Origin of the sequence: Amycolatopsis tolypomycina, from assembly GCF_900105945.1 — a bacterium.
Classification (GTDB): Bacteria; Actinomycetota; Actinomycetes; order Mycobacteriales; family Pseudonocardiaceae; genus Amycolatopsis; species Amycolatopsis tolypomycina.
Window position 1 is genome coordinate 7,173,390 of the sequence record NZ_FNSO01000004.1, and the last position, 22,314, is coordinate 7,195,703.

Sequence of the window (22,314 nt, forward strand, 5' to 3'; positions counted from 1 at the left end):
TACATCAACTCAACTTGATGTACCTACGGCGTCAGCAGCAGTGCTCGCCCCGCCAGGCTTCGCGGCCCTCCTTGACCGCCACGGCCGCGATGACCAGCGCGACCACCGGGTCGGCCCACGACCAGCCGAACCAGGCGTTGAGCAGCAGCCCGGCCAGGAGCACGCCGGAGAGGTAGGTGCACAGCAGCGTCTGCTTCGAGTCGGCGACCGCGCTGGCCGAGCCGAGTTCGCGCCCGGCCCGCCGCTGGGCGTGGGACAGCACCGGCATCACGAGCAGCGACACCGCGGCCAGCACGATGCCGACTCCCGATTCCCCGGCCGCCGCGCCGCCGAACAGCGCGCGGGCCGACTCGACGGTCACGTAAGCGGCCAGGGCGAAGAACGACACCGCGATGACCTTCAGCGCGGTCCGTTCCCGCGCTCCGGGGTCCGTCCCGGAGAACTGCCACGCCACGGCCGCCGCGGACGCGACCTCGATCACCGAGTCGAGCCCGAAGCCGATCAGCGCGGTCGAGCCCGCGACGGTGCCCGCGGCGAGGGCGATGACGGCTTCGACGACGTTGTAGGCGATGGTGGCGGCGACCAGCCACCGCACCCGGCGCGTGAGCACCGCCCGCCGGCGCGGCTCGACCGCGGCGGGCGCGCAGCAGCCGTCCGCGCAGGTCACCGCGGCACCTCGCATTCCTCGCGGGGTTCGACGGCGAGCACGACCTGCACCAGCTCGCCGAGGGCGCGGGCGAGGTGCGGGTCGGCCAGCGCGTACCGCACCTGACGGCCTTCGTAGGTCGCGACGACCAGGCCGCAGCCGCGCAGGCAGGACAGGTGGTTCGAGACGTTCGAGCGGGTGAGGCCGAGCTGCTCGGCGAGCCGGGCGGGGTACTGGACGCCGTCCAGCAGCGCCACCAGGATCCGGCAGCGCGTCGGGTCCGCCAGCGCCCGCCCCAGCCGGGCGAGCGCCGATTCCCGGGTCTCACAGGTCAGCATGCACGGAATAGTACAGCGCTGGGTGAACGATTAGGCCGAGCCGTACCACTGGGCGTCGAGGTCCTCGACCTTCTTCGCCAGCACCGCCCGCCGGTGCGTGGCCCCCCGGTCGAGGGCGATGCGCTCCCGCAGGCCGGCCAGCAGCTGCCGGCCCTCGGGAGCCTCCTCTTCGAACAGCTCCGCCATGTGCGGGTGGTCGACGAGGTCGAAGTACTGCTTGAGCAGCACGGCGAAGTCGGGATCGGGCGGGTGGGCGTCGAGCGTTTCGTCCGCCGGGCCGACGAGGTGCCGCTCCGGGTTTTCCAGCATCCAGCCCACGAGCAGGCCGTCGGCGAACAACAGGTCGAACTCGTCGGTCACCCGCAGCCGCAGGGGCTCGGCAGGCACCCCCACGGCCGGGCCGTACAGGCCCGCGAGCACGCTGCCGTCCTCGGCACACCACCGCTCGGCGGCCACGTCGGTGGCGAACGCCTTCTGGTCCGTGCGGCGGGGCACCCCGGCCACGGGCGGGAGCGCCAGCCACGAGGCAAGGGCGCCGGGATCGGCGAGGTTGTCCTCGGGCAGGTGCACCGACAGGCTCTCCAGCAGCCCGGTCGTGGCGTCGAACCGGAACTCGTCCCCCTCGGTCCACAGCCCCCACGCGTTGCCGTGCGTCCGCAGCAGGTAGTCCTCGTAGCCGCCTGGGCCGTCAGCGGCCCAGGCGGAGACGACGAGCCCGTCGAGGGCCAGCAGGGCAGGCTCGCGCAGCCGGCTGCCGGGGACCACTTCGGCCGCAGCGCCGTCGGCGAGGTACAGCACCGGTCACTTCCCTCTTTCGTACATCGTCTTGGCGGCGGGCAGGAAACCGCCGTTGGTGTCGCGGACCTGGCCCCCGACGATCATTTCATGGGTGATCGGCAGGCCCGGGTCCGACGGATCCCCGCCGAAGATCTCCGCCCCGCTCTTGCCCCGCGGCCCGGACGGCCCGTAGCTGGTGAACACCCGACCGCGTTCGGAACCCACCCCGATCGTGACCACGATGTCCGAGCCCTTCCGGAACACGAAATACCCCAGCTTGCCCTCGGAAAGGTAGATCGCGTCCGGATTGGCCAGGATGTCGGTCTCGACCGTGCGGGGCAGCCGGCCGTGGTACCCCTGACGGGGTTTCTGGTTCGCCCTGGCCGGAATCTCCTTGGCCTCGTTGACCTTCCCGGCCTTCGCGTCGTCGCTCGTCCGCAGCGCCTGCTTCAAGGCGCGTTCGCAGTTGTCACGACCAGCGGCGGCCTGCGCGAAAGCCGACACCCCGTTGGGGGCGGCGCCGCCCACCACGCAGCCGGATGCCGCCGCCGCCAGGATTTCCGCTTCCTCCGTCAGCACCGCCTTCACCTCGGGGGCGAGGTGGGCCGACTGGAGAGCGGCGAGGGCGGGCTTGACGTCCCGGCCCGCGGCGATCGCCATCCGGAGCTCGCGGATGGTCTGCGCGGCCGCCCGGAGTTCCTCGACCCCGACGAACAGCGACGCCGTCCACAAGCAGCCGGACACCTTGAGGTTGCCGCAGTCCCGCATGTCGGACAGGATCTGGAAGACCAGGTTGGGGATGAAGTTCTCGATGAACTCCTTGGCGCTGCTCAACAGGTACCTGGCGACGTCCGCGCGGGTGATGTGGATCGTGCGCTCGACCGGGAAGTCCGCGATCTCCTGGCGGTCGATCTGGTCCTCGTCGACGTTGCCCGCGCAGTCCCGCACCGCGACGCCGGGCAGCTTGCAGGTGACCGCCCAGTAGAAGACGACCCCGGAGAAGTGCACCCGCATCCGCACGTCACACGACGCGTTCGGATCGCTCAGGTTCATCTCGCACCGGTCGAGCTGCTCGTAGGACGTCCGGGACAGCCCGCTGAGGTCGACCCGGATGTTGGCGCCGTCGATCCCGCCCGGACCGGCCTCGCCGAGCGCGGCGGTCTCGTCCCGGTTCCGCTGCTCCTGCTCGGCACGCTTGGCCGCGTCTTCGGCCTCCTGCGCGAGGTTCCGGGCGTTGGCGGCGGCCGCCTCGGCGGCGGCCGCGTCCCGCTCGGCCTGGTCCGCGGCGCTCTTCGCGGCATCGGCGTCGGCCGCGGCGGCGTCGGCGGCCTTGCGGGCCGAAACCGCGTCCTTCTCGGCCTCGGTCGCGGCGCTCGCCGCCTCGACCGCGTCGGCACGGGCGTCCCGCGCGGCCACCCCGGCCCAGAAGGCGTCGTCCTGGGCCTGCTGGTCGATCGCCTTGGTGGCGTCGGCGGCTCGCTGCGTCGCCTGGGCGTCCGCGGCCGCGGCGGCGGCGGACGCCTGGGCGGCCGCGACCGACCGCAGCGCCGATTCGGAGTCGGCGGCGGCCGTGGCCGCGGACTGCGCCGCCGCCTTGGCCGACACGTCGGCGTTCCGGGCGGCTTCGGCGGCGGCACGGGCCGCGCGGGCGGCTTCGTCCGAACGTGCCTTGGCCGCATTGGCTTGTTGCTGCGCAAGGGTTTCCGCGGTCTGGCCGACGAGCACCGCCATGCCGGCGGAGGAGTCGGTCAGCTGGAACGGGCTGCCCAGCCGGATCGAGGCGTTGGACGCCGTCGCGGTCGCGGCCGCGGAGTCGCGTGCGGCGGCGGCCGCCTCGGCCGCGGCGAAGGCGTGCCCGGCCGTCGTGGCCGCGTCCGCCGTGGCCTGGTCGGCTTCGGTGCGTGCGGTGGCGGCGTCGGCCTTGGCCTGCGCCGACGCGGCATCGGCCTTGGCCGCTTCGGCCTTGGCCGCCTCGACGTTGCGCGCGGCCTGGTCCGCGGCCACGATCGCGTCGGCCGCCGCGGCGTGCGCGGCCATCATGGCGGCCCGGCTGGTGGTGGCCGACGACGTGGCGGAATCCGCGGCCGCCTCGGCCCGTGACGCCGCCCCGTCGGCTTCCGTGGCCGCGGCCCGCGCCGCCACCGCCGCGGCACCGGCCCGGTCCGCGGCGGACTGCGCGCTCGCCGCCGCGCCGGCCGCCTGGTCCGCGGCCGACCTGGCCTGGGTGGCGGCGGTCCGCGCGCCCTCCGCGGCGTCGGTGCCTTCGGCCGCCGCGGCCCACGCCTCGCACGCGGCCGCGCGTGACTGCGCGGCGTCCCGCGCGTAGGCCGCGGCCACCGCGTTGTTGCGCGCGAGCGTGGCCCGGGATTCGGCGTTCTCCGCGGCCTGGCGCTTCTGCGCCGCGGTACCGGCGGCCGCTTCGGCGTCGGCCCGCCTGGCGGCCGCCGTCTGGGCCTGCGCCTGTGCGTCCGCCTCGGCCTGACGCGCGGTGGCGCGCTGGTTCTCGGCCTCCGTCTTGGCCGCGCCGGCCCTGGCCCGCTCGGCTTCCGCGATCCCGCGCTGGGTGTGCGCGTCACCCGCGGCGACCTGGGCCGTCTGCTGCGCGCGCTCGGCCGTCTCCCGGTCCTGGTGCGCCCGGGCCGCCGCGGCGGCGGCCTGCGCGGCCTGGGTGGCGGCGGCCGCGGCCGCCGCGTGCGCCTGGTCGGCGGCCTGCTTCGCGGCGGCCTGCCGGAACGCCGCCTGGGTGGCGTGCGCCTGCGCGGAGGCGCTGGCCCACAACGCGGCGGCGTCACTGGCCGCGGCCTTGCTGGCGTTGAACGCCGTCTGCACCGCCGAGGCCGACGCCTGCGCGGCGGCCGCGGAGGCCGCGGCGACCTGGGCGGACTGCTGCGCGTAAGCCAGGCCCCGGCCGTACGGCGTGCCGTTGGCGGCCGCGATGGCCGCCGCCTGGGCCTGTGCGGCGAGGGCGGTGTCCGACTGTGCCTTCGCCGAGTCCGCCGCCCGCTGCGCCACCGAAACCTGTGCGGCGACCCGGCTCTTGGCGGTCGCCATGTCGTTGGCCGCCCGGGTGCGCAGTGCCTGCGAGGGGTAGCGCGGGTCGGTCGGCGCCGGCCAGCTCCGCTGCCAGTCCAGCAGCTTGCTCACGACCGCGGCCTGGCCGACGGCCTCGATCATCGCGTTCGTGGCCGACTCGAGGTCCTTCGACGCCTGCAGCTCGGCCGTGACCAGGGCGGCCCGCTGCGGTGCCTGCGCGGCGAGCTCGGCGTTCCACTCGGTGTCGGCGGCCGTGACGACGGCGCCGAGCACCTGGTTCGGGTCCGCCGGGTTTTCGCTGTCGCAGCCGGCGTACCGGATCTTGAGCGCCTCGACCTCCAGCCGGAACTCCGCGGACGCGGGCACCGGGGCGGTCGTGGCGAAGCCGCCGTACTGGAGGAACTGCCGGATGTCGTCGGCGGACCGGCCGTTGACCACCATGTCGCCGAAGTAGAAGACGGCCGGGTCGCCTGCTTCCTTCTTCCGGTTGAGGACCACCGTCGCCGCGTCGACCGCCGGCTGGGCCGCCCTCGCCACGAGGTCGGCGTGGACGGCGGCGTCGGCCATGGTCTGGCGCTTGTTCTTGTAGTCGAGGAGGTCCGCCTCGAACCGGGGGATGAGGGCGCCCGAATAGGGCTTCAGCACCGCTTCCCACGCCGCGTGCTGGTTGGCCGACGCCTCGTTCTCCGCGACGATGGCCTCGCCGTCCCGGCGGTAGGCGTCACCGATCGTGCCGAGCTCGAACTCCAGGCCGTAGGCCGCCGAGCGGAGATCGGCGTCCGATCCGGCCAGCGCCGCACCCGCGGCGGCCTTGAACTGCGGGCCGCCGGCGTGCATCACCCGCCCGACGCGGCACCGGTCGGTCCTCGCCTGGGTGCCCAGCGGCGAGCGCAACCCGGGGGTGTCCGCCTGCTGCGCGGCCGCCGCGGGGCTGCTCGCCATCGATGCGGCGTTCGACTCCGACGCCACGCACAGGGCCGTCAACGTCATGGCCAGAGCGGCCAGCCCGCTTCTCTTTTTGCGCGCGCGAAAAAGGGCAGCTCTCGTCATGGCGTTCCCCCCAAGGACGAACCGGACACCACGTCCGATCCGGATTGATCGGGGACACTAGCGATCAACGGCACAAAGCGGCAATACCTGAACCAGGATTACGCCGGACGACGCACGTCGCCCGGCGGTCCGGAAGCCGTTCGGCCCAACTCTCTACAGAGGACAGTGAAAAATTGTCCATGCCGGACAGTGTTCAGTGGGCACCGGCCTTGCCGAAGCTCCGCAGCCGCAGGCTGTTGCCGACGACGAACACCGAGCTGAACGCCATCGCCGCGCCCGCGATCATCGGGTTCAGCAAGCCGGCCGCCGCCAGCGGCAGCGCGGCGAGGTTGTAGGCGAACGCCCAGAACAGGTTGCCCTTGATCGTCCGCAGTGTCCGCCGGGACAGCCGGATCGCGTCGGCCACCGCCCGCAGGTCACCCCGGACCAGCGTGATGTCACTGGCCTCGATCGCGACGTCCGTGCCGGTGCCCATCGCCAGCCCGAGGTCGGCCTGTGCCAAAGCGGGGGCGTCGTTCACGCCGTCACCGACCATCGCGACGACCTTGCCCTCGTCCTGCAGCCGCTTGACGACGTCGAGCTTGTCCGCGGGCAGCACCTCCGCGATCACCTCGTCGATCCCCACCTCCGCCGCCACCGCGCGCGCGACGGCCGAGTTGTCGCCGGTCAGCAGCACCGGGGTCAGCCCGAGTTCGCGCAGCTGGGCGATCGCCTCCTTCGAGGTGGGCTTGACGACGTCGGCGACGACCAGGACGCCGCGGGCCGCGCCGTCCCACGCCACCGCGACCGCGGTGTGGCCGCGCTCTTCGGCTTCGGCCTTGGCCGCGGCGAGGTCGTCGGTCAGCGGCTGGCTCCAGTCCGCCAGCAACGCCGTCCGGCCGACCAGAACCGCGTGCCCGTCGACGATCCCTTGCACGCCGAGGCCTTCCACGTTCGTGAAGTCCTCGACCGCGGGCAGCTCGACACGTTCCCGGGCACCGCGGGCGATCGCGGTGGCGATCGGGTGCTCGGACGCGTCCTCCAGCGCACCGGCCAGCCGCAGCAGCTCGCTCTCGTCGACGCTCTCGCCCGTGTGGACGCCCACCAGCGTCATCCGCCCGGCAGTGACGGTGCCGGTCTTGTCGAGCACGACGGTGTCGACGCGGCGGGTGGACTCCAGGACCTCCGGGCCCTTGATCAGCACCCCGAGCTGGGCGCCGCGGCCGGTCCCGACGAGCAGCGCCGTCGGCGTCGCCAAGCCGAGCGCGCACGGGCAGGCGATGATCAGCACCGCGACCGCGGCGGTGAACGCCGCCGCCGTGCCGACCCCGCTGCCCAGCCAGAAGCCGAGCGTGGCCACGGCCAGGCCGATCACGATCGGCACGAACACCCCGGACACGCGGTCGGCCAGCCGTTGCACGTCGGCCTTGCCGCTCTGGGCGTCCTCGACGAGCTTGGCCATCTGCGCCAGCTGCGTGTCCGCCCCGACCCGGGTGGCCCGCACGACCAGCCGCCCACCGGCGTTGACCGTCGCCCCGGTCACCGCGTCGCCTTCGCCGACCTCGACCGGCACCGACTCGCCGGTGAGCATCGACGCGTCGACGGCGGACTTGCCGTCCTCGACCACGCCGTCGGTGGCGATCTTCTCGCCCGGTCGCACGACGAACCGGTCGCCGACCTTGAGCTCCGCCGTCGGGATGCGGACTTCGGCGCCGTCGCGCAGCACGGCGACTTCCTTCGCCCCGAGCTCCAGCAGGGCCCGCAACGCGGCACCCGCACGGCGCTTGGACCGCGCCTCGAAGTACCGGCCGGCCAGGATGAACGTGGTGACGCCGGCGGCGACCTCGAGGTAGATGTTGCCCGCCCCGTCGGACGGCGCGATGGTCAGCTCGAACGGGTGCACCATCCCCGGCGTCCCGGCCGTGCCGAACAGCAGCGCCCACACCGACCACGCGAACGCGGCCAGCACTCCCATCGACACCAGCGTGTCCATGGTCGCGGCGCCGTGGCGCAGGTTCGTCCAGGCCGCCCGGTGGAACGGCCACGCGCCCCAGGTGACCACCGGCGCGGCCAGCGTCAGTGAAATCCACTGCCAGTACGTGAACTGCAGCGCGGGAACCATCGCGAGCAGGATCACGGGCACGGCGAGTGCCGCGCTGGTGATCAGCCGCTGCCGCAACGGATCCGCGGCTTCTTGTTCGGGCTCCTCCCGTTCGGGCAACGCGGCGAGGTACCCGGCGGCCTCGACCGTCGCCACCAGGGTGGCCGGGTCGACGCCCTCGGGGGCCTGCACCCGCGCCTTTTCCGTGGCGTAGTTGACCGACGCGGTGACGCCGTCGAGCTTGTTCAGCTTGCGCTCGATGCGGTTGGCGCAGGACGCGCAGGTCATGCCACCGATCGCGAGTTCGATCTCGGTCACCGTGTCGCTGGTGTTCGGCATGATCGTCTCCTTCCGCGGTCAGTGGCCGTGGCCGTCGGCGGGCTCGGGCTTGGGCTCCGGCGCTGCCGGGGTCCCGGCGGTCGGCACGGTGAACTCGGCGGTCCGCACGACCCCGCCGTGCCGGAAGTCGAGGAACAGCCGGTAGGTCCCGGCGCTGGGCACCTCGGCGGCGAACTTGATCTCCGGCCCGGCGGCGGTCTTGCCGTCACCGGGTGCGCCCTCGGGGTGGACGTGCAGGTAGGCGAGGTCGCCGCCGCGCAGGGCCACCAGGTGCCCGTAGGCGCCGAGGTAGGGCTGCAGGTCGGTGACCGGAACACCGCCCCGGCTGACTTTCAGCGCCAGCGGCGACGTCTTCCCCGCGACCAGGTCGCCGTCGAGTTCGACGGTGTAGCCGTCGACGTTCGCGGTGCGGCTGGGCGCGTAGGTGGCGGGCTGGTAGTTCCCGGCGACGGAGAAGTCGACGCCGAGGGTCATCGGCGTTCCGCCGGTCGGCGCGAAGTCGGCGAAGGCGCGGTAGGCCCCGGCGGCGGGCAGGGTGAGCGGGACGCTCCAGGTGCCGTCCGGCGCCAGTTCGGGGTGGACGTGCCGGAAGCCCGACGTGTCCCGGCGGACGACGATGAGGTGCAGCTTCTTCTCGTGCTCGACGTCGAACGCGGTGACGGGCTTGCCGTCCGGGCCGGTGATGGTGAACGAGAACCGCCCGGCTTCCGTGGTGGGACCGGTGAAGGTGTAGCCGTCCTTGCTGGCGGCAAGCCCGCCGGGCAGCGCGTCCACGGCGGCCATCTCGGCGTGGCCGGGCATGCCGCCGGCGGTTTCACCGGCAGCGGTTTCACTGGCGGCGGCTTCCGGGCCGGCGGTCTTGCCGACGGCGAAGCCACCGGCGGCGAGCAGCGCGAGAGCGCCACCGAACAGGGCAAGGCGGGCAGGGGTTTTCATGGTCGGCATCCCTGGATCGAGGCCGGCGATCAGCCGGCGAGCTGGTAACCAGCCTCTTCGACGGCGGCGCGGACACGCGTCTCGTCGATGGGCTCGGCACTGGTGACGGTGACGGCTCCGGAGGGCAGGTCGACCACGACGTCGCTGACGCCGTCGATGGCACCGACCTCCTCGCTGACCGAGGCAACGCAGTGCGAGCAGGTCATGCCGGTGACGCTGTAGGTGCGCTGGGTTCGTCCGTTCATGCCTTCAACATACCCCTAGGGGGTAGCGGTATCAACCCGGGGTACGAAAAGAGGGCTGCCCCCGCATCGCGGAGACAGCCCTCGAGGAAAAGCGGGCGATCAGGCCCAGACGGTGCAGTGGTACTGGTTGTTGCCCACGTTCACGCAGGCCCGCCAGGCCGTGCCCTGCCGGCTCAGGATGGCGGTGCTGCCGTTGCCGCCGCCGAGCGGACCGTCCCAGCCACCCGCCTTGGCGCGGTCGAGGTGGACGGGCCGGCCCAGGCTGTCCGTACCCTGCATCTTGTAGTCGGCACCGGCACTCGCCGGCGGGTAGGTGTAGAGGCGGAGCTCCCCACCACTACCGGGATACGCGGTACAGATCCGGGTCTCGTTCGGCTGCTTCCAGCATTCGTCGGCGAACGCCCCCGGCGCGGCAACCAACATCCCGCCGATCGTCGCCGCCCCGACCACGGCAGCCGAAACCTTCGTGCGCAAAGACATTTTGTTCCCCAATTCTCAAGCCCGCCCCACCCGGACAACAGGGCCCAGCCATGGTTCCAAGCCGAAATCCGCCACGACAACGGTTTCAGGCATACGTGAAACGCCTTGACACGGCTTTCAGCTCCGGGCAGCACGCTCCGGCCAGACGACCGTGACGTCCAGCCCCCGCGCCCTCGCCGCACCGACGACATCCGCGGTGCCACCATGCCCACCGGACGGCCCGCCGTCCCAGACGGCAACCACCTTGTCCACTATGGACAGAAGATGCTCACTGGCGGCCATGTAGGCATCGCCGTTCGACTCGGCAAAAGGCATGGTGCGAACGCTCGCGACGGCGATCAGGCTGTCGAAGTCGGCCACGTTGCCGGGCTCGACCTTGCGCTCACGGTAGTCCGCGGCCGGCAGCACGACCTCGAGCGCACCGCCGAGCTCCAGCACGACCCGGGCGAAAACCTGATCGGCACCCCGCGCGAGGCAGGTGACACCGACGAGGCGGTCGGGCTGGCCGGAGAGAATCTCCCGCAGCTCTGCCGCCACGAGTTCGGCAGTGGCGTCGGTGAGGTTCGTGTGGCCGGTGATCCCGATGCGCACCACTGTCGTCCTCTTCCCAGGTGGTGCCCCCGACGGGATGCCACGCAAACCATCATCGAAGAAGACGTGCTTGAGCTGGCCATCTGCTGGCCCTCCTTCGATGTGGCGGAACTGTCTGCGATCTCGACCGGCAGCGGGACGACGTTCGAGCGGTTGAGCACCTGCGTGACCGCGGCCAGGCTCTCGCCGACGAGGGTGACCCGGCACGTTGCCTTCTGGGTCGCGTGGTCGTAGCGGATCTCCAAGCGAAGAGCCTCGAACAGCTGCCGAGACAGCTCATCAGGCAGGCCGTCCAACCGCACGGCGCCGAGCGGCAGCTCGTGCAGCAGGTCGGCGTTGGGTGCCTGGCGAGCTGTCTCCTCGGCCTCTTCGAGCTGGGCTTCGAGGCTCGCCTTCTCGACCTTGAGCTCGGCACGACGCTCGTTGATGTCCCGCACCATCTCCTTGCTGACGTCGTCAGCGACTTCCAGGGTCCGGAGGAGGTTCTTGCTCTTCGTCGCGTTGTCGGCGAGCGCGCGCTCCAGCGCGCGGATGCGGTCGACTCGGTTTCGGCGGCCGGCGTGGTCGAGGTCCTTCAGGTTCCGATCCAGGAGGTCCTGCCGGTAAGCCCCGAAGAGCCGCGAGTCCAGGAAGGATTCGAGCGCTTCGAGCAGCGAGTCCTCCCGGACGCGGCAGATCGTCGGATGCCCCTCTGGCCGCCATGCGCGCTTCGGCGCGCACGCGTAGTAGCGAAGCGCCGTCGGCTTGTTGCCGCACATCCGGCGGCCGCACAGCTCGCAGTAGACGAAGCTGCGGAGCGGATAAACCACCTTCGCCTGCGGGTCCCTGCTCTTGCCGGGCGACGTCCGCGAGCGCTCGCGCTGCGGCGCGACCTGCTGAGCGAGGACGAACGTCTCCAAGTCGACAAGTGCCTCGTGCGACGGCTTCGGCGACCACACCCACTCGGTCGGCGGGTTCAGCTTGTTCTTGCCGTTCCCCTTCCGGGCCCGCCGGTTCCACACCATGTGCCCGGTGTGCTTCGGGTTGGTGAGCACCTCGCGCACGCTCGAATACGTCCAGACCCCGACGGCGCGAGTCGGATCCACCGGGACCGGCGGCGGGTTGGTCGTCAGGTCCTTGTTGAGCCGGTCGGCGATCGCCTGATACCCGAGACGTTCCGACACGCGCCACTCGTACACCTTCCGCACGACTGCGCCCTCGACCTCGTGGACCTTCAGCTTGGTCTTCTTCATCCCCTTGGCACGCTTGGCCGGCACCGGGTGCTTAATGTGGTCGGCTCGGTAGCCGTAGCACGGCTTGCCGACGTTGTAGCCCTGGTCGGTGTGCGTTTCGAACCCGTCCCAGCTCTTTTCGAGCATCTCGGTGACGTACCACTCGGCGACACCTTGCTTGACGCGCCGGGTCAGGATCTGGGTCGCGGTCTTCGTCCTCTTCCCCGGCTCGCTGATCCGCACGCCTTCGTCGACCGCGAACAGCGGGACGCCGAGTTGTTCGAGCTGATGCTCGATCTGGGTGCCGATGTACGTCCGCCGTGCGATCCGGGAGATGTCCTCGCAGATGACGACGTCGAAGCGGCGGCCCGGACGCGCGGCCTCGTCGAGCAGTTCCTGGATACCGCCGTCGCGCGGGATGTCGATGTCGAACATCTCGTGCGCGCGGCTCCCGCTGCGCACGTCGGCTTCTTTCCGCCCCGACTCGATGTCGTAGAAGTAGGCGGTGAGGGTGGCGTTCTCCGGCAGAGCCGCGACACAGTTGCGGAACTGGCGTGGCAGCGAAAGCGTCGGGTCCTGCTGGTCATACGTCGACGTCCGGCCGAGGAAGGCGACTCGGATGACGGCGGGCTCGAGCTGCACCGCCGTCGGCGACTGCCCGACGAACGCGCTGACGCGGTCTACGCGGCGCGGTCCGGCCCATTCCCGGATTGCGTCTGGGCCGTGAGCCATGCCAGAACCTCCCGTATCGCGTGCGCCTGCGCTCTCGCAAGGCGCTCGCCGTCAGCACCCGTCACGACTCGGACCTCGAAGTCGACGTGAGTTCCGTCCGCCGCGACGAACGACTCGTCGCCGCTCATCGATTTTTGCCAGCTGTACCAGCTGAAACAGCTGTCCGACAAGACGGTTCACCTGGCACGGCGACGAGCTCCCGCGGCTTCGCGCAGATCTCCCACCGAGTTCGCCGGACGCCATCGACACCGTGCGACTCCCGTGGCCGGGCCGCGGTCGTCCATCCCGACCGCGGCGGAAGCTCCGCGACGGGCTGCAGGCCGGCCGCACGGAGGCTGGCACCGCTCTCGCCTTCTTGCGTGTAGGTGATCAGACGGCGGTAGCCCATCGCTCGCGCCGCTCGCCAAGCGGCGCCGTACAGCTTCGAGTTCGCGTTCGGCTCGCCGACGGTGCAGGTCCGCGTGACTTCGATCGTGACGCCGTCGTCGAGGTGGCGCGCGACAGGACGCCCCGCCGTGGCGACGCCGACCAGTCCGTCATCGCTAATCACGCCGATCGCGAACTTCATCCCACGGGGCGGCCGGTGGTGGCGGTGGTGAGCTTCGATGAACTGGCACGCTCGGCGGAAGGTGACGGGCACGATCGTCAGGCTCACAGCCCCACCCCCGCCCGCAGCTGGGCGAGCTCGAAACGTCGCTCGTCGATCAACGGCTCGTGCGCGTTCGGCGCCGAGGTCACCCACTGCTCGGCAGGAGCAGGACGACCGGCCGCAGTGCGAGCCCAAACCTGGCGCCCCGTGTACTTGACGTTGGTGACGATCCGCCGGACGGCTTTCGCCGTCCACCGCCCGCTGGGCGCCGGGTACTGGCGAAGGTCGGCGTTCAGGCGTGCCGCGATGGCGGCGAACGTCAAGCCGTCGTCGGCTCGCCACACGAAGATCTGCTTCACGACCGCTGCGGTCTGCCAGTCAGGAACCAGGACCGCGCGCAGCTTGCTGCGTCCGCTGGGATCGGTGACGCGGATGCGCAGCGCGCGGTAGCCGTAGGGCGGAGGTCCGATCTGGAAGCCGGCGCGGGCGATTTCGATCATCGCCTCGCGGGCGCGACGGGTTGTTTCGGCATGGTGCAGGGCAAGCGCGTCCCGGCCCTCTTTGGCGATGCCAGATCGTTTTGTCCACAGGTTTGCCCACAGCCGGGACCAGCGCTGTGGACGGGTCTCGGCCACTGGTGTGCCTGTGCGTTCGCCGACGGATAAGCGAGTCGTCATGCAGCTCGCCTCCGTCCTGCGTGGACGGGGCCGTTGACGGCGAGCCGAGTCGGCCGCGGACCGCCGCTTGCTGCCGCGGCGGCAAGCTCGACGTCGTGGGCGAGTCCAAAGACGAGCACCTCGTGGTGCGTCGGCAGTGCGGTCGGCAGGCCGGCGGCACGAGCTCGGGCAGAAGCCCGACGGGCAGCGAGCGAGGCGCGGGTGACCAGCCGGCTGCCGCGCAGTCCGGCGGTCAGGGCCACGCACCGCTCGACCGGCGCCAGCCCGGCCGTGGCCGCGGCGGCGATGAGCGGGGTGGCCAGGTCGGCCAACGTGCCGTCCGGACGTCGGCGCGGTCTTGCGACGATGACGAAGTGGCCGCCTGAGCGCAGCAGCGATTCGCCGTAGAACATCGTCGCGGCGACGCCAGCGAGCGCGGACTCGACAAGGTCGCGGTCTGGACCGTTCGCTGACCCCGCCTCCGTCCGCAGGGCGGTTAGCACGAGTCCAACTCGCCCGATCAAGCCAGCGGCTCGGGCGGTCGCGAGGACCTTCGGACGGGCATCGAGGACCGAGCCGTCGCGCCACGCGCCCGCAGTCTTGGCAGCGGTGACGTTGGCGCGGGCAAGGGACCACCACCGGGTGCGGCCGGTCAAGCCAAGCGCGTCCCGGCCGGCGCTCAGCGCCGCGGCCAGTACGGTCCCCGCACCGCAATCAGGATCGAGAACGAGGTCGCCGGGTTGGCTGTAGACGGCGATCGCGTGCGCGGCGACTGCAGGAGGAATCCGCTCGTCGTCGATCTCGGTGCCAGGCACACACCCGGCGTCGCGCAGCTGTTCAAGCGGGCTCCGCTGCCCGGTTGGCCAGACCGAAAGAGGCAGCCCGGCGACCGACGATCCAAGTGATTCCAGCTGGTCATTCATCAGAGGTCTTCTCCCCTGCCGCGGTGGCCTTGGAGACCGGCTTGCGGGCGAATACCAAGAGGTCGTCGTGCACCCGGGCGTGCCGCGCAGGCGGCACAGCAGGCTGCGCGGGCGGTGCCGCGGCAGCGAGCGCCCCGTTACGAACCGGCGCGCGCAGCAGGGCGATGCGATCGAGATAACGCAGGCCGGCGTCCTGCGCGGCGCGCACGAACGAGCCTGCGGGATCGATGAGCCGACCCTCCACTCGATCACCATGCGTGATCACGGCGAGTATGCCGGTCGGGTTGAGCGCATCGGCCCAATCGGCCGGTCGGAACCAGTCGCCGGGCCGCGGTCCGGGCGCGGTGATGATGAGGTCGTAGCGCTCCGGACCGACGACGGTCGCGGTCGTGTCCAGCCCGGACCGATCGCGCGCAGGCGGTGCACCGACCCCGACGCCGGTCGGACCGCCCGAGCCGGGTCGGGGTCCGGACTCCGACTTGGCCAACGCCCGCCCGCGGTGTTCGCCAATCGGCTCCTGGGGCGCGACAGCGGTCTGGGTTTGGACGCGACGGCCCAGTCGGACCACGGTCCAGCTGGCTTCGTGCAGCCCGCCGTACGGACCGGGCCGGGACCGGTTTCGAGCGCCGATTGGCGAAGACGAAGTGGAGGGTCCGAGGTAGGGCGCGGGCGCGAGCAAGAGCACCCGCTGGCCCGGCTGAGTGTAGGCGGTGACGATCTTTACGACCGCAGTCAGCAACCAGCTCGCGAGCAGCCCGGTGCCTCCGAGGAGCTCGTCTTGCGCGCACGTCCAGACGGTGCTCGGCCGGACCGTTCGCGAACGGCGCACGGTGCGCAGACGCCGCGCTCGCCGACGCTGCGGAAGCAGGATCGGGACGGTCGGCGGGTCGGCGGGAGCGTGCTTCGGCGAGCCATCCTCTGGACGTTCGTTGTCGTATGCCGGGGTCATCGTGGATCTCCTCCGACGGAAGGGTGCTGCGTGTTCTGACACCCCTTAACTCCGGCTGGAGGACCGATTTTGGACACACTTTCAAGAAATCGCCGGGCACCTCAACGAGGACACCGCGCCGCCTACTAGAGAACTACTACAAACACAGGTCAGTCATAATTTTCAATTTCAACTAGTCGATCTTCAGTTCGGACGACCGCCGAGCCGAATAGTAGGCCTCTAGCAGCGCAAAGGCAGTCACTAGTCGACTCCAAGCAATAGCACGGTATTTCCCTGGTATCGGTCGTGGATTCATGACGTCGTTGTTGTTCACATCGACGCCGCGGGAGTCACGACATGGCAACTCAATCCGCTTTTCGTCGCCGTCACGACGAGGCCACCCTGAACTCTCTGGACATCGCCCGGAACACGTTCACCTGGCTGGTGACGGGACCGCATCCGGTGTCGCTGAACGGCCAGCTCTTCGCCGGCTTCCCGGACCGGCATGTCCCGCTCGACGAGGTCCGCGATCGCCTGCTGGCGCGCAGGTGCCCGCAAGCGACGCGCGACGCGGTGTGGGCGCATCTGGTGTTGCGCTCGCGAACCGAAGGAGCGACCTGGACGGTCGCCGCGGTGGGTGTGGCGCTGCCCGCGCTGACGTCGGCGGCGGCCACCTTGTCTCATCGGTTCGCCGGCGATCCGGCCGACGTTCACGCCGAGGTGTTGCGCGGCTTCCTGACTGCGTTGTCGACGATCGACCTCCGGCCGCCGCGGATCATGCTGCGGCTGCGGTGGGCCGCCTACCGGGCCGGCTACGACGCGCTCACCGAAGCGTTGGCCGGTCCGACTCCGGTCGCACCGGGCTTCCGATCCACCCCGCCGCACGCGCCATGGGGACACCCGGATCTCGTCCTTGCCCGCGCCGTCGCGGACGGAGTCCTGACCCGGACTGAGGCAGCGCTCATCGGCGCAACCCGGCTCGAGAACATGCCGGTGACGGAATGGGCCGCGCAGCACCAGGCCGGTGAATGGGCCGCCTACAAGACGCGCAAGCGCGCCGAGCGCCGGCTTGCCGAATACCTGCGCGAGGGCGCAGCCACGGCCGATCCGGCCGACCCGCTGATCGACCAGGTGGCCACCGCGGTGGCCCTGGCACGCCCCGTCACACCCGCTCACGAGACACCGTGTTCGTCACCTTCCGTGTCCGACGCCAACGGCGAATCCGGGCGGAAAGTTCGGCGCCGCATGTCCAAAACGGACGCGGATTCCGGAGTTCAGGGCTGCGGGACGAACCCGCGCTCATCCCGAACTTCGGAGGTGACCCAATGCGCGTGATCGATGCCGAGAGCGGGCCGCGTAATGCTCGTCTCGACGGCGACCCACAGCCGCCGGACCAGACCGCCGATGCGAGTCCGACCCCGTCCAATGCTCCGATCATTAAGCCAGGCGACTCAATTCCGGCTCGCCACCGGCGGTGGTCGCACGTGGTGCTGGTGGTCGAGCTGTCGGCCATCGCGTTGCTGGCCTCGGCGTCGGCCGGACACGCCGACACGATGGTCGTCGCCCTCGCCGGGTCGGTCACCGACGTCCTGAACAACGTCCGCAACTGGATCATGGGCATCCTGGCCGGCCTGGCCACGGTGTTCCTGTCCATCGGCGGCGTCCGCTACGTGATGGGCGGCGCCGACCCCGGCGAGGTCGAGAAGGCCAAGACGGCCTTCAAATCCGCGGGGTGGGGCTACGGCCTGGCGGCGCTCGCGCCGCTGGTCGTGGAGATCCTCAAAGGGATCGTGGGGGCCTGACCGATGGCCGTCAGCACCCTGCCCACCGTTCGCCCGGACCGTCGGTCCTGCAGCCAGCCCGAGACCGCTGCAGCGGTGGATCGACCGATGCTCGCCCCCGTCCGGCAGGTCTCCATCCGACGGCGGCGCCGGCGAGCGGGCTGGCTGCTGGTGCTGACCGTAGTGCTCCTGGCCGGCATCCTCGCCGTCAACGCGTGGGCTTCGCCGACGGCGCCACGACAGCCGCCGGCGGACCCGCCGCTGCCTCCCCCGACCGCGCTGCCCACGCCCACGACGTGCAGTTTTCCCGGCCAGCTCGGCTGCACCTCGCCGACGCCGACCACGACACCGAGCAAGCCGTGCACGGGCGAGGACTGCATTCCGCAGCCGACTCCGCCGGCACCGAGCACGAACCCGCAGCAGCCGGGCACCGGCAGCGGTGACAGCGACTCGGCCTGCGGCATCACCGACGTCGGCGCGTGCATCACCGAGGCCATCAACTCGGCGTTCCGCAGTGTCGTCGACGACGCGCTGGATCCGATCCTCGAGCTGATCGGCCACACCGCGCTATCCACGCCGACGATCAGCGACCTGCCCGGTATCGGCGAGCTGTGGAACAGCTCCTGGGAGATCGTGGTCGCCGCCTACGGATTGCTCATCCTGCTCGGCGGCATCCTGCTGATGGGCCACGAGACCGTCCAGACGCGCTACTCGATCAAGGAGATCGGGCCGCGCATCCCGACCGCATTCATCGCCTCGGCGCTCTCGCTCTTCTTCGCCGACAAGCTCATCCGGCTGGCCAACGGCCTGACCCTGGGTGTCCTCGGAGACGGAGTCAACGCGCCCTCGCTGGGCAACACCTTGCAGGAGGCCGTCCAAGGCATCCAAACCGGCGGACTGTTCATCATCCTGGTCGCGCTCGTGCTGGTGGTCCTCGGCCTCGGCCTCCTGGTCGTCTACGTCGTCCGGATCGTCATCACCCTCGTCCTGATCATCAGCGCGCCGTTCTTCCTGATGTGCCACGGGCTGCCCCACACCGAGCCGCTGGCGCACTGGTGGTGGAAGGCGATCACCGTGACGACAGGGGTTCAGTTCGCCCAGGCGCTGGTGCTGATCACCGCGGTACGCACGTTCCTGTCCGGCGGCGTGCACCTGTTCGGCTCGACGCTGTCCGCGCTCGGCACGCTGATCGCCGCGATCGCTCTGTTCTTCGTCCTGTTCAAGATCCCGTTCTGGATGCTGAAGGCCGTCAAGGTCGGCTCCGGCCGTTCCTTCCTCGGCGGGTTGGCTCGCGCGTACATCGCGGCGAAAACCTTCGGCATGGTCGCCGGCAAGACCGGTGCGTTCGGCAAGGCCGGCGCCGCCGGTGCGACGAAGAACGCCGGTCGCGGCGGCGGCGCGGCGGCTGATCCACCGTGGCCGGCACAGCCGCGTTTTGCGCCCAACCCCGAAGCGGTGAACCGGCGGCTCAAGGAGGCCCACGACGCCGAGCGTGCCCGCGCAGCTCAGCGGCCGACGTTGCCCTCGCAGGCGCCGCATTTCCTGCAGCCCTCGCCCCAAGACAGCACCCACGACCCCGCCGTGATCCCGGGGAACCAGGGACCGACCATGCCCGAATTCAGTTCCGCGCCGACGCCTGTCTCCCCCACGCCACAGCGAAGGCCACGGTCGGCAACTCCGCATTTTCAAGCCGCCGGCGGCCCGCGTCGACGCGGCGCCACATCGCCATCGGCTCGCCCGATCCGCACGGCATCGGTGCCGCCACAACTGCAGTTCCGACCGGCGACGCCGCCCGCACCACAACCACTCCCGGCCAAACCGGCCTCCGCACCTGCCGCGCCGGCGTTTCGGCAGGCGACGCCGGAGCCCCGCCTCGGTGATGCCCATCGGCGCACCCAGTCCGTTCCGCCGCCGACGTTCCGCGCGCCGAACCCAGCCCCAGGAGGTGAGGCGAATTGAGCCAGCCCGTCCGGATTCCCGCCGACGTCGACCGCGAAGACCGAGTGATCGGTCCGCTCACCGCGCGACAGCTGCTCATCCTGACCGTCACCGGGATCGTGCTGTACGGCACGTACACGGTCACCCGCGCGTTCATCCCGCTGGCGGTGTTCCTGGTCATCGCTATCCCGATCGGCGTGACCGCCGCGTTCCTCGCGTTAGGCCAGCGCGACGGCATCTCCCTCGACCGGCTCGTGCTGGCGGCGCTGAGCCAGCGGATGAACCCTCAGCACCAAGTTGCCGCGCCGGAAGGCGTCCGGCCCGCACCCGAGTGGATTGAGCAGACCGCGAGCACAACCAGTTCTTCGGCCTCGGCAATCTCACCGGCCGCGCTGCGACTGCCCGCAGAAGGGATCACCGACACCGGCGTCATCGATCTCGGCAAGGACGGCGCCGCCGCGGTCGCGGTCTGCTCCACGATCAACTTCGGGCTGCGCACGCCTGCCGAACAGGAGGCGCTCGTCACCTCATTCGGCCGATACCTGCACTCACTGACCGCGCCGGTCCAGGTGCTCGTCCGAGCCGAACGGCTGGACCTGTCGGGGCAGATCGCGGAACTTCGCGAACAGGCCGGCGGGCTGCCGCACCCCGCGTTGGAACGGGCCGCACGCGAGCACGCCGAGTACCTCGACCAGCTCGGCCGCGCCACCGACCTGCTGCGGCGCCAGGTCCTGCTGATCGTGCGAGAGCCACTGCGAACCAGCAGCCCAACCGACGGACTGGGCGGCGCCTCGCCGCTGGCCGCGTTGTCAGCGCGACGAAGGGCAGCGAAGCAGGCCGCATCGATCGACGACGCCGCCCGACGCGCCGCCGAAGCGCGCTTGGTGCGCCGGCTGGGCGAGGCGGTGGAACTGCTCTCAACGTCCGGGATCGTAGTCACCCCGCTGGACGCCGGTCAGGCCACCGCGGTCCTCGCCGCAGCGTGCAACCCCGACAGCTTGATCCCGCCGAACTCCGATCTCGCCGGTTCCGACGAAGTCATCACCACCGCCCCGGACGAGAGCTGGAACGACACCGCGTTCGGCCGCACCACGTTCGCCACCGAAGACGCGCTCGGCGCTGCCGAGCCCGGGTGGGAGGACGACGAAGACCCCGACGACTACGACGACGTCGCAAGGAGGGACCGCCGATGAAGAAGACCAGGCACCGCGACGCCGCAAGCAGGCAGGCACCCGGCAGGCAGGCCGGCGCATTCACCCCGGACGCCATCTCCGTGCTGCCTCGAGCGCTCGAAGTCGGAGGCGAATGGGTCGCGTCATTCGCCGTCACCGGCTACCCACGCGAAGTTCACCCGGGCTGGCTGCAACCCCTGCTGACCTATCTCGGACGAGTCGACGTCTCGCTGCACATCGAGCCGATCGACCCCGTCACCGCGGCCAACCGGCTGAAGAAGCAGCTGTCGAAGCTGGAGTCCGGCCGCCGGCACACCAGCGACAAGGGACGGCTGATCGACCCCCAGGTCGAAGCAGCCACCGAGGACGCCTACGACCTGTCCGCGCGAGTCGCCCGCGGCGAGGGAAAGCTCTACCGGCTCGGGCTCTACCTCACCGTGCACGCCACGACTGAGGAGGCGCTCGGCGACGAGGTAGCCGCGATCCGGTCGCTGGCGGCCTCGCTCCTGCTGGACTGTAAGCCCACCACCTACCGGAGCCTGCAGGGCTGGATCACCAGCCTGCCGATGGGCCTGGACCTGGTCGGCATGCGCCGCACCTTCGACACCAGCGCGCTGTCCGCGGCGTTTCCGTTCACCTCGCCGGACCTGCCGCCGCCGGACCCGACCTCGGTCGGTGCGCCGAGCGGGGTGCTCTACGGGTTCAACGTCGGCAGCCAGGGCCTGGTGCACCACGACCGGTTTGCCCTCGACAACCACAACAGCGTGATCCTCGGCCGGTCCGGCGCCGGCAAGTCATACCTGGTGAAGCTGGAGCTCCTGCGCAGCCTGTACCGCGGCATCGAGATCCACGTCATCGACCCGGAAGACGAGTACGCCCGTCTGGCCGCCGCGGTCGGTGGCACCTACGTCCACCTCGGCGCCGAGCAGGTCCGCCTCAACCCGCTCGACCTGCCGATCCACACCCGCCCGGATGGGCGCCGCACCGCTCCCCGAGACGCGCTCATCCGCCGGTCGCTGTTCCTGCACACCGTCATCTCGGTTCTGCTCGGCAACGAGCTCGCAGGGACCGAACGGGCCGTGCTGGACCGGGCGATCACGGCGACTTACCAGCGCGTCGGGATCACCTCGGATCCGCGGACCTGGACCCGACCTGCGCCGCTGCTGGCCGACCTGGCCGAGGCCCTCTCCGACACCGGCGATCCAGCCGGAGCCGAACTCGCGGCGCGGCTGCACCCGTACATCACGGGCGCGTTCTCCGGCCTGTTCTCCGGGCCGACCACGACGCGCCCGCAAGGTCACCTGGTGGTGTTCTCGCTGCGCGACCTCGCCGACGAGCTCAAGCCGATCGGCACCCTGCTGACCCTCGACGCGGTGTGGCGGCAGGTCTCCAACCCGGCTATCCGCAAACCGCGCCTGGTCGTGGTCGACGAAGCCTGGCTGCTCATGAAGGAGCCCGCGGGCGCGGAGTTCCTGTTCCGGATGGCCAAGGCCAGCCGGAAACACTGGGCCGGCCTGACCGTGGCCACCCAGGACACCGCGGACGTCCTGGGCTCGGACTTGGGCAAGGCGGTCGTCGCAAACGCGGCCACCCAGATCCTCCTCCGGCAGGCCTCGCAGGCGATCGACGAGATCACCCGCGCCTTCGACCTGTCCATGGGCGAACGCCAGTTCCTCCTGTCCGCCGACCGCGGCCAAGGACTGCTCAGCACCGGCACTCAGCGCGTGGCGTTCCAGTCCATCGCGTCACCTGTCGAACACCACCTCGTGACGTCGAATCCCGCGGAGATCGCGGAGTACGCCGACGCCTCGCCCGAAGTCGAAAGCTCCTTCGTCGAACTCGACGCCGCCTGACATTCGTATGCACCGA

The 22,314-nt window shown here is 71.0% G+C and carries 19 protein-coding genes; 5 read left to right on the plus strand and 14 right to left on the minus strand.

The genetic code is table 11. The features are described from left to right. Nucleotides 1-31: 31 nt before the first annotated feature. From BLW76_RS42550 to BLW76_RS49055, 14 genes are all read right to left on the minus strand, one after another. Nucleotides 32-682, minus strand: coding sequence for a cation efflux transmembrane domain-containing protein (locus tag BLW76_RS42550; RefSeq protein ID WP_091317900.1), 651 nt, complete (start codon nucleotides 680-682; stop codon nucleotides 32-34). Then, nucleotides 664-984, minus strand: a complete 321-nt coding sequence (cmtR, locus tag BLW76_RS42555; protein ID WP_091317901.1) for a Cd(II)/Pb(II)-sensing metalloregulatory transcriptional regulator CmtR — start codon at nucleotides 982-984, stop codon at nucleotides 664-666. The genes BLW76_RS42550 and cmtR overlap by 19 nt, the downstream gene beginning before the upstream one ends. A 30-nt stretch (nucleotides 985-1,014) precedes the next feature. Continuing rightward, the gene (locus BLW76_RS42560) at nucleotides 1,015-1,782 is read right to left on the minus strand and encodes a hypothetical protein (protein ID WP_091317902.1); all 768 of its coding nucleotides are present in this window, start codon (nucleotides 1,780-1,782) and stop codon (nucleotides 1,015-1,017) included. Nucleotides 1,783-1,785: 3 nt separating this feature from the next. Further along, nucleotides 1,786-5,784, minus strand: coding sequence for a hypothetical protein (locus BLW76_RS42565; RefSeq protein ID WP_091317903.1), 3,999 nt, complete (start codon nucleotides 5,782-5,784; stop codon nucleotides 1,786-1,788). 253 nt (nucleotides 5,785-6,037) lie between these two features. Then, nucleotides 6,038-8,263 carry a heavy metal translocating P-type ATPase gene (locus tag BLW76_RS42570; protein WP_091317904.1) on the minus strand — a complete coding sequence of 742 codons (2,226 nt, stop codon included), beginning with the start codon at nucleotides 8,261-8,263 and terminating at the stop codon, nucleotides 6,038-6,040. Nucleotides 8,264-8,281: 18 nt separating this feature from the next. Beyond that, nucleotides 8,282-9,199, minus strand: a complete 918-nt coding sequence (locus BLW76_RS42575; RefSeq protein ID WP_091317905.1) for a hypothetical protein — start codon at nucleotides 9,197-9,199, stop codon at nucleotides 8,282-8,284. Nucleotides 9,200-9,228: 29 nt separating this feature from the next. Continuing rightward, a complete protein-coding gene (locus tag BLW76_RS42580; RefSeq protein ID WP_091317906.1) occupies nucleotides 9,229-9,444 on the minus strand; it encodes a heavy-metal-associated domain-containing protein in 216 nt (71 codons plus the stop codon). 99 nt (nucleotides 9,445-9,543) lie between these two features. Continuing rightward, the gene (locus BLW76_RS42585) at nucleotides 9,544-9,924 is read right to left on the minus strand and encodes a hypothetical protein (protein WP_143060787.1); all 381 of its coding nucleotides are present in this window, start codon (nucleotides 9,922-9,924) and stop codon (nucleotides 9,544-9,546) included. 117 nt (nucleotides 9,925-10,041) lie between these two features. After that, nucleotides 10,042-10,284 carry a hypothetical protein gene (locus BLW76_RS49050; RefSeq protein ID WP_167384571.1) on the minus strand — a complete coding sequence of 81 codons (243 nt, stop codon included), beginning with the start codon at nucleotides 10,282-10,284 and terminating at the stop codon, nucleotides 10,042-10,044. Further along, nucleotides 10,263-12,458, minus strand: a complete 2,196-nt coding sequence (locus BLW76_RS42595) for a recombinase family protein (RefSeq protein WP_091317909.1) — start codon at nucleotides 12,456-12,458, stop codon at nucleotides 10,263-10,265. The genes BLW76_RS49050 and BLW76_RS42595 overlap by 22 nt, the downstream gene beginning before the upstream one ends. A gap of 124 nt (nucleotides 12,459-12,582) precedes the next feature. Next, nucleotides 12,583-13,113: an XF1762 family protein gene (locus BLW76_RS42600; RefSeq protein ID WP_244170576.1), complete on the minus strand. Its 531-nt coding sequence runs from the start codon at nucleotides 13,111-13,113 to the stop codon at nucleotides 12,583-12,585. Beyond that, the gene (locus tag BLW76_RS42605; RefSeq protein WP_167384914.1) at nucleotides 13,110-13,682 is read right to left on the minus strand and encodes a recombinase family protein; all 573 of its coding nucleotides are present in this window, start codon (nucleotides 13,680-13,682) and stop codon (nucleotides 13,110-13,112) included. The genes BLW76_RS42600 and BLW76_RS42605 overlap by 4 nt, the downstream gene beginning before the upstream one ends. 38 nt (nucleotides 13,683-13,720) lie before the next feature. Next, a complete protein-coding gene (locus tag BLW76_RS42610) occupies nucleotides 13,721-14,626 on the minus strand; it encodes a DNA methyltransferase (protein WP_167384915.1) in 906 nt (301 codons plus the stop codon). Further along, a complete protein-coding gene (locus tag BLW76_RS49055) occupies nucleotides 14,619-15,575 on the minus strand; it encodes a hypothetical protein (protein ID WP_167384916.1) in 957 nt (318 codons plus the stop codon). The genes BLW76_RS42610 and BLW76_RS49055 overlap by 8 nt, the downstream gene beginning before the upstream one ends. A gap of 336 nt (nucleotides 15,576-15,911) precedes the next feature. On the opposite strand from BLW76_RS49055, the gene BLW76_RS42615 reads away from it, so the two are divergent. The 5 genes from BLW76_RS42615 to BLW76_RS42635 all read left to right on the plus strand — a co-directional run bounded on the left by BLW76_RS42615 (nucleotide 15,912) and on the right by BLW76_RS42635 (nucleotide 22,298). Next, the gene (locus BLW76_RS42615; RefSeq protein WP_091317912.1) at nucleotides 15,912-16,889 is read left to right on the plus strand and encodes a hypothetical protein; all 978 of its coding nucleotides are present in this window, start codon (nucleotides 15,912-15,914) and stop codon (nucleotides 16,887-16,889) included. Nucleotides 16,890-17,038: 149 nt separating this feature from the next. After that, nucleotides 17,039-17,356, plus strand: a complete 318-nt coding sequence (locus tag BLW76_RS42620) for a pilin (RefSeq protein ID WP_244170577.1) — start codon at nucleotides 17,039-17,041, stop codon at nucleotides 17,354-17,356. Between the two features lie 87 nt (nucleotides 17,357-17,443). Further along, complete coding sequence (locus tag BLW76_RS42625; protein ID WP_244170578.1) at nucleotides 17,444-19,294, plus strand: TrbL/VirB6 family protein; 1,851 nt, start codon at nucleotides 17,444-17,446, stop codon at nucleotides 19,292-19,294. Further along, nucleotides 19,291-20,466 carry a PrgI family protein gene (locus BLW76_RS42630; protein WP_091317914.1) on the plus strand — a complete coding sequence of 392 codons (1,176 nt, stop codon included), beginning with the start codon at nucleotides 19,291-19,293 and terminating at the stop codon, nucleotides 20,464-20,466. Before BLW76_RS42625 ends, BLW76_RS42630 begins: the two co-directional genes overlap by 4 nt. Next, on the plus strand, nucleotides 20,463-22,298 hold the full coding sequence (locus tag BLW76_RS42635) for a VirB4 family type IV secretion system protein (protein ID WP_091317915.1): 1,836 nt from the start codon (nucleotides 20,463-20,465) through the stop codon (nucleotides 22,296-22,298). Before BLW76_RS42630 ends, BLW76_RS42635 begins: the two co-directional genes overlap by 4 nt. Nucleotides 22,299-22,314 lie beyond the last annotated feature (16 nt).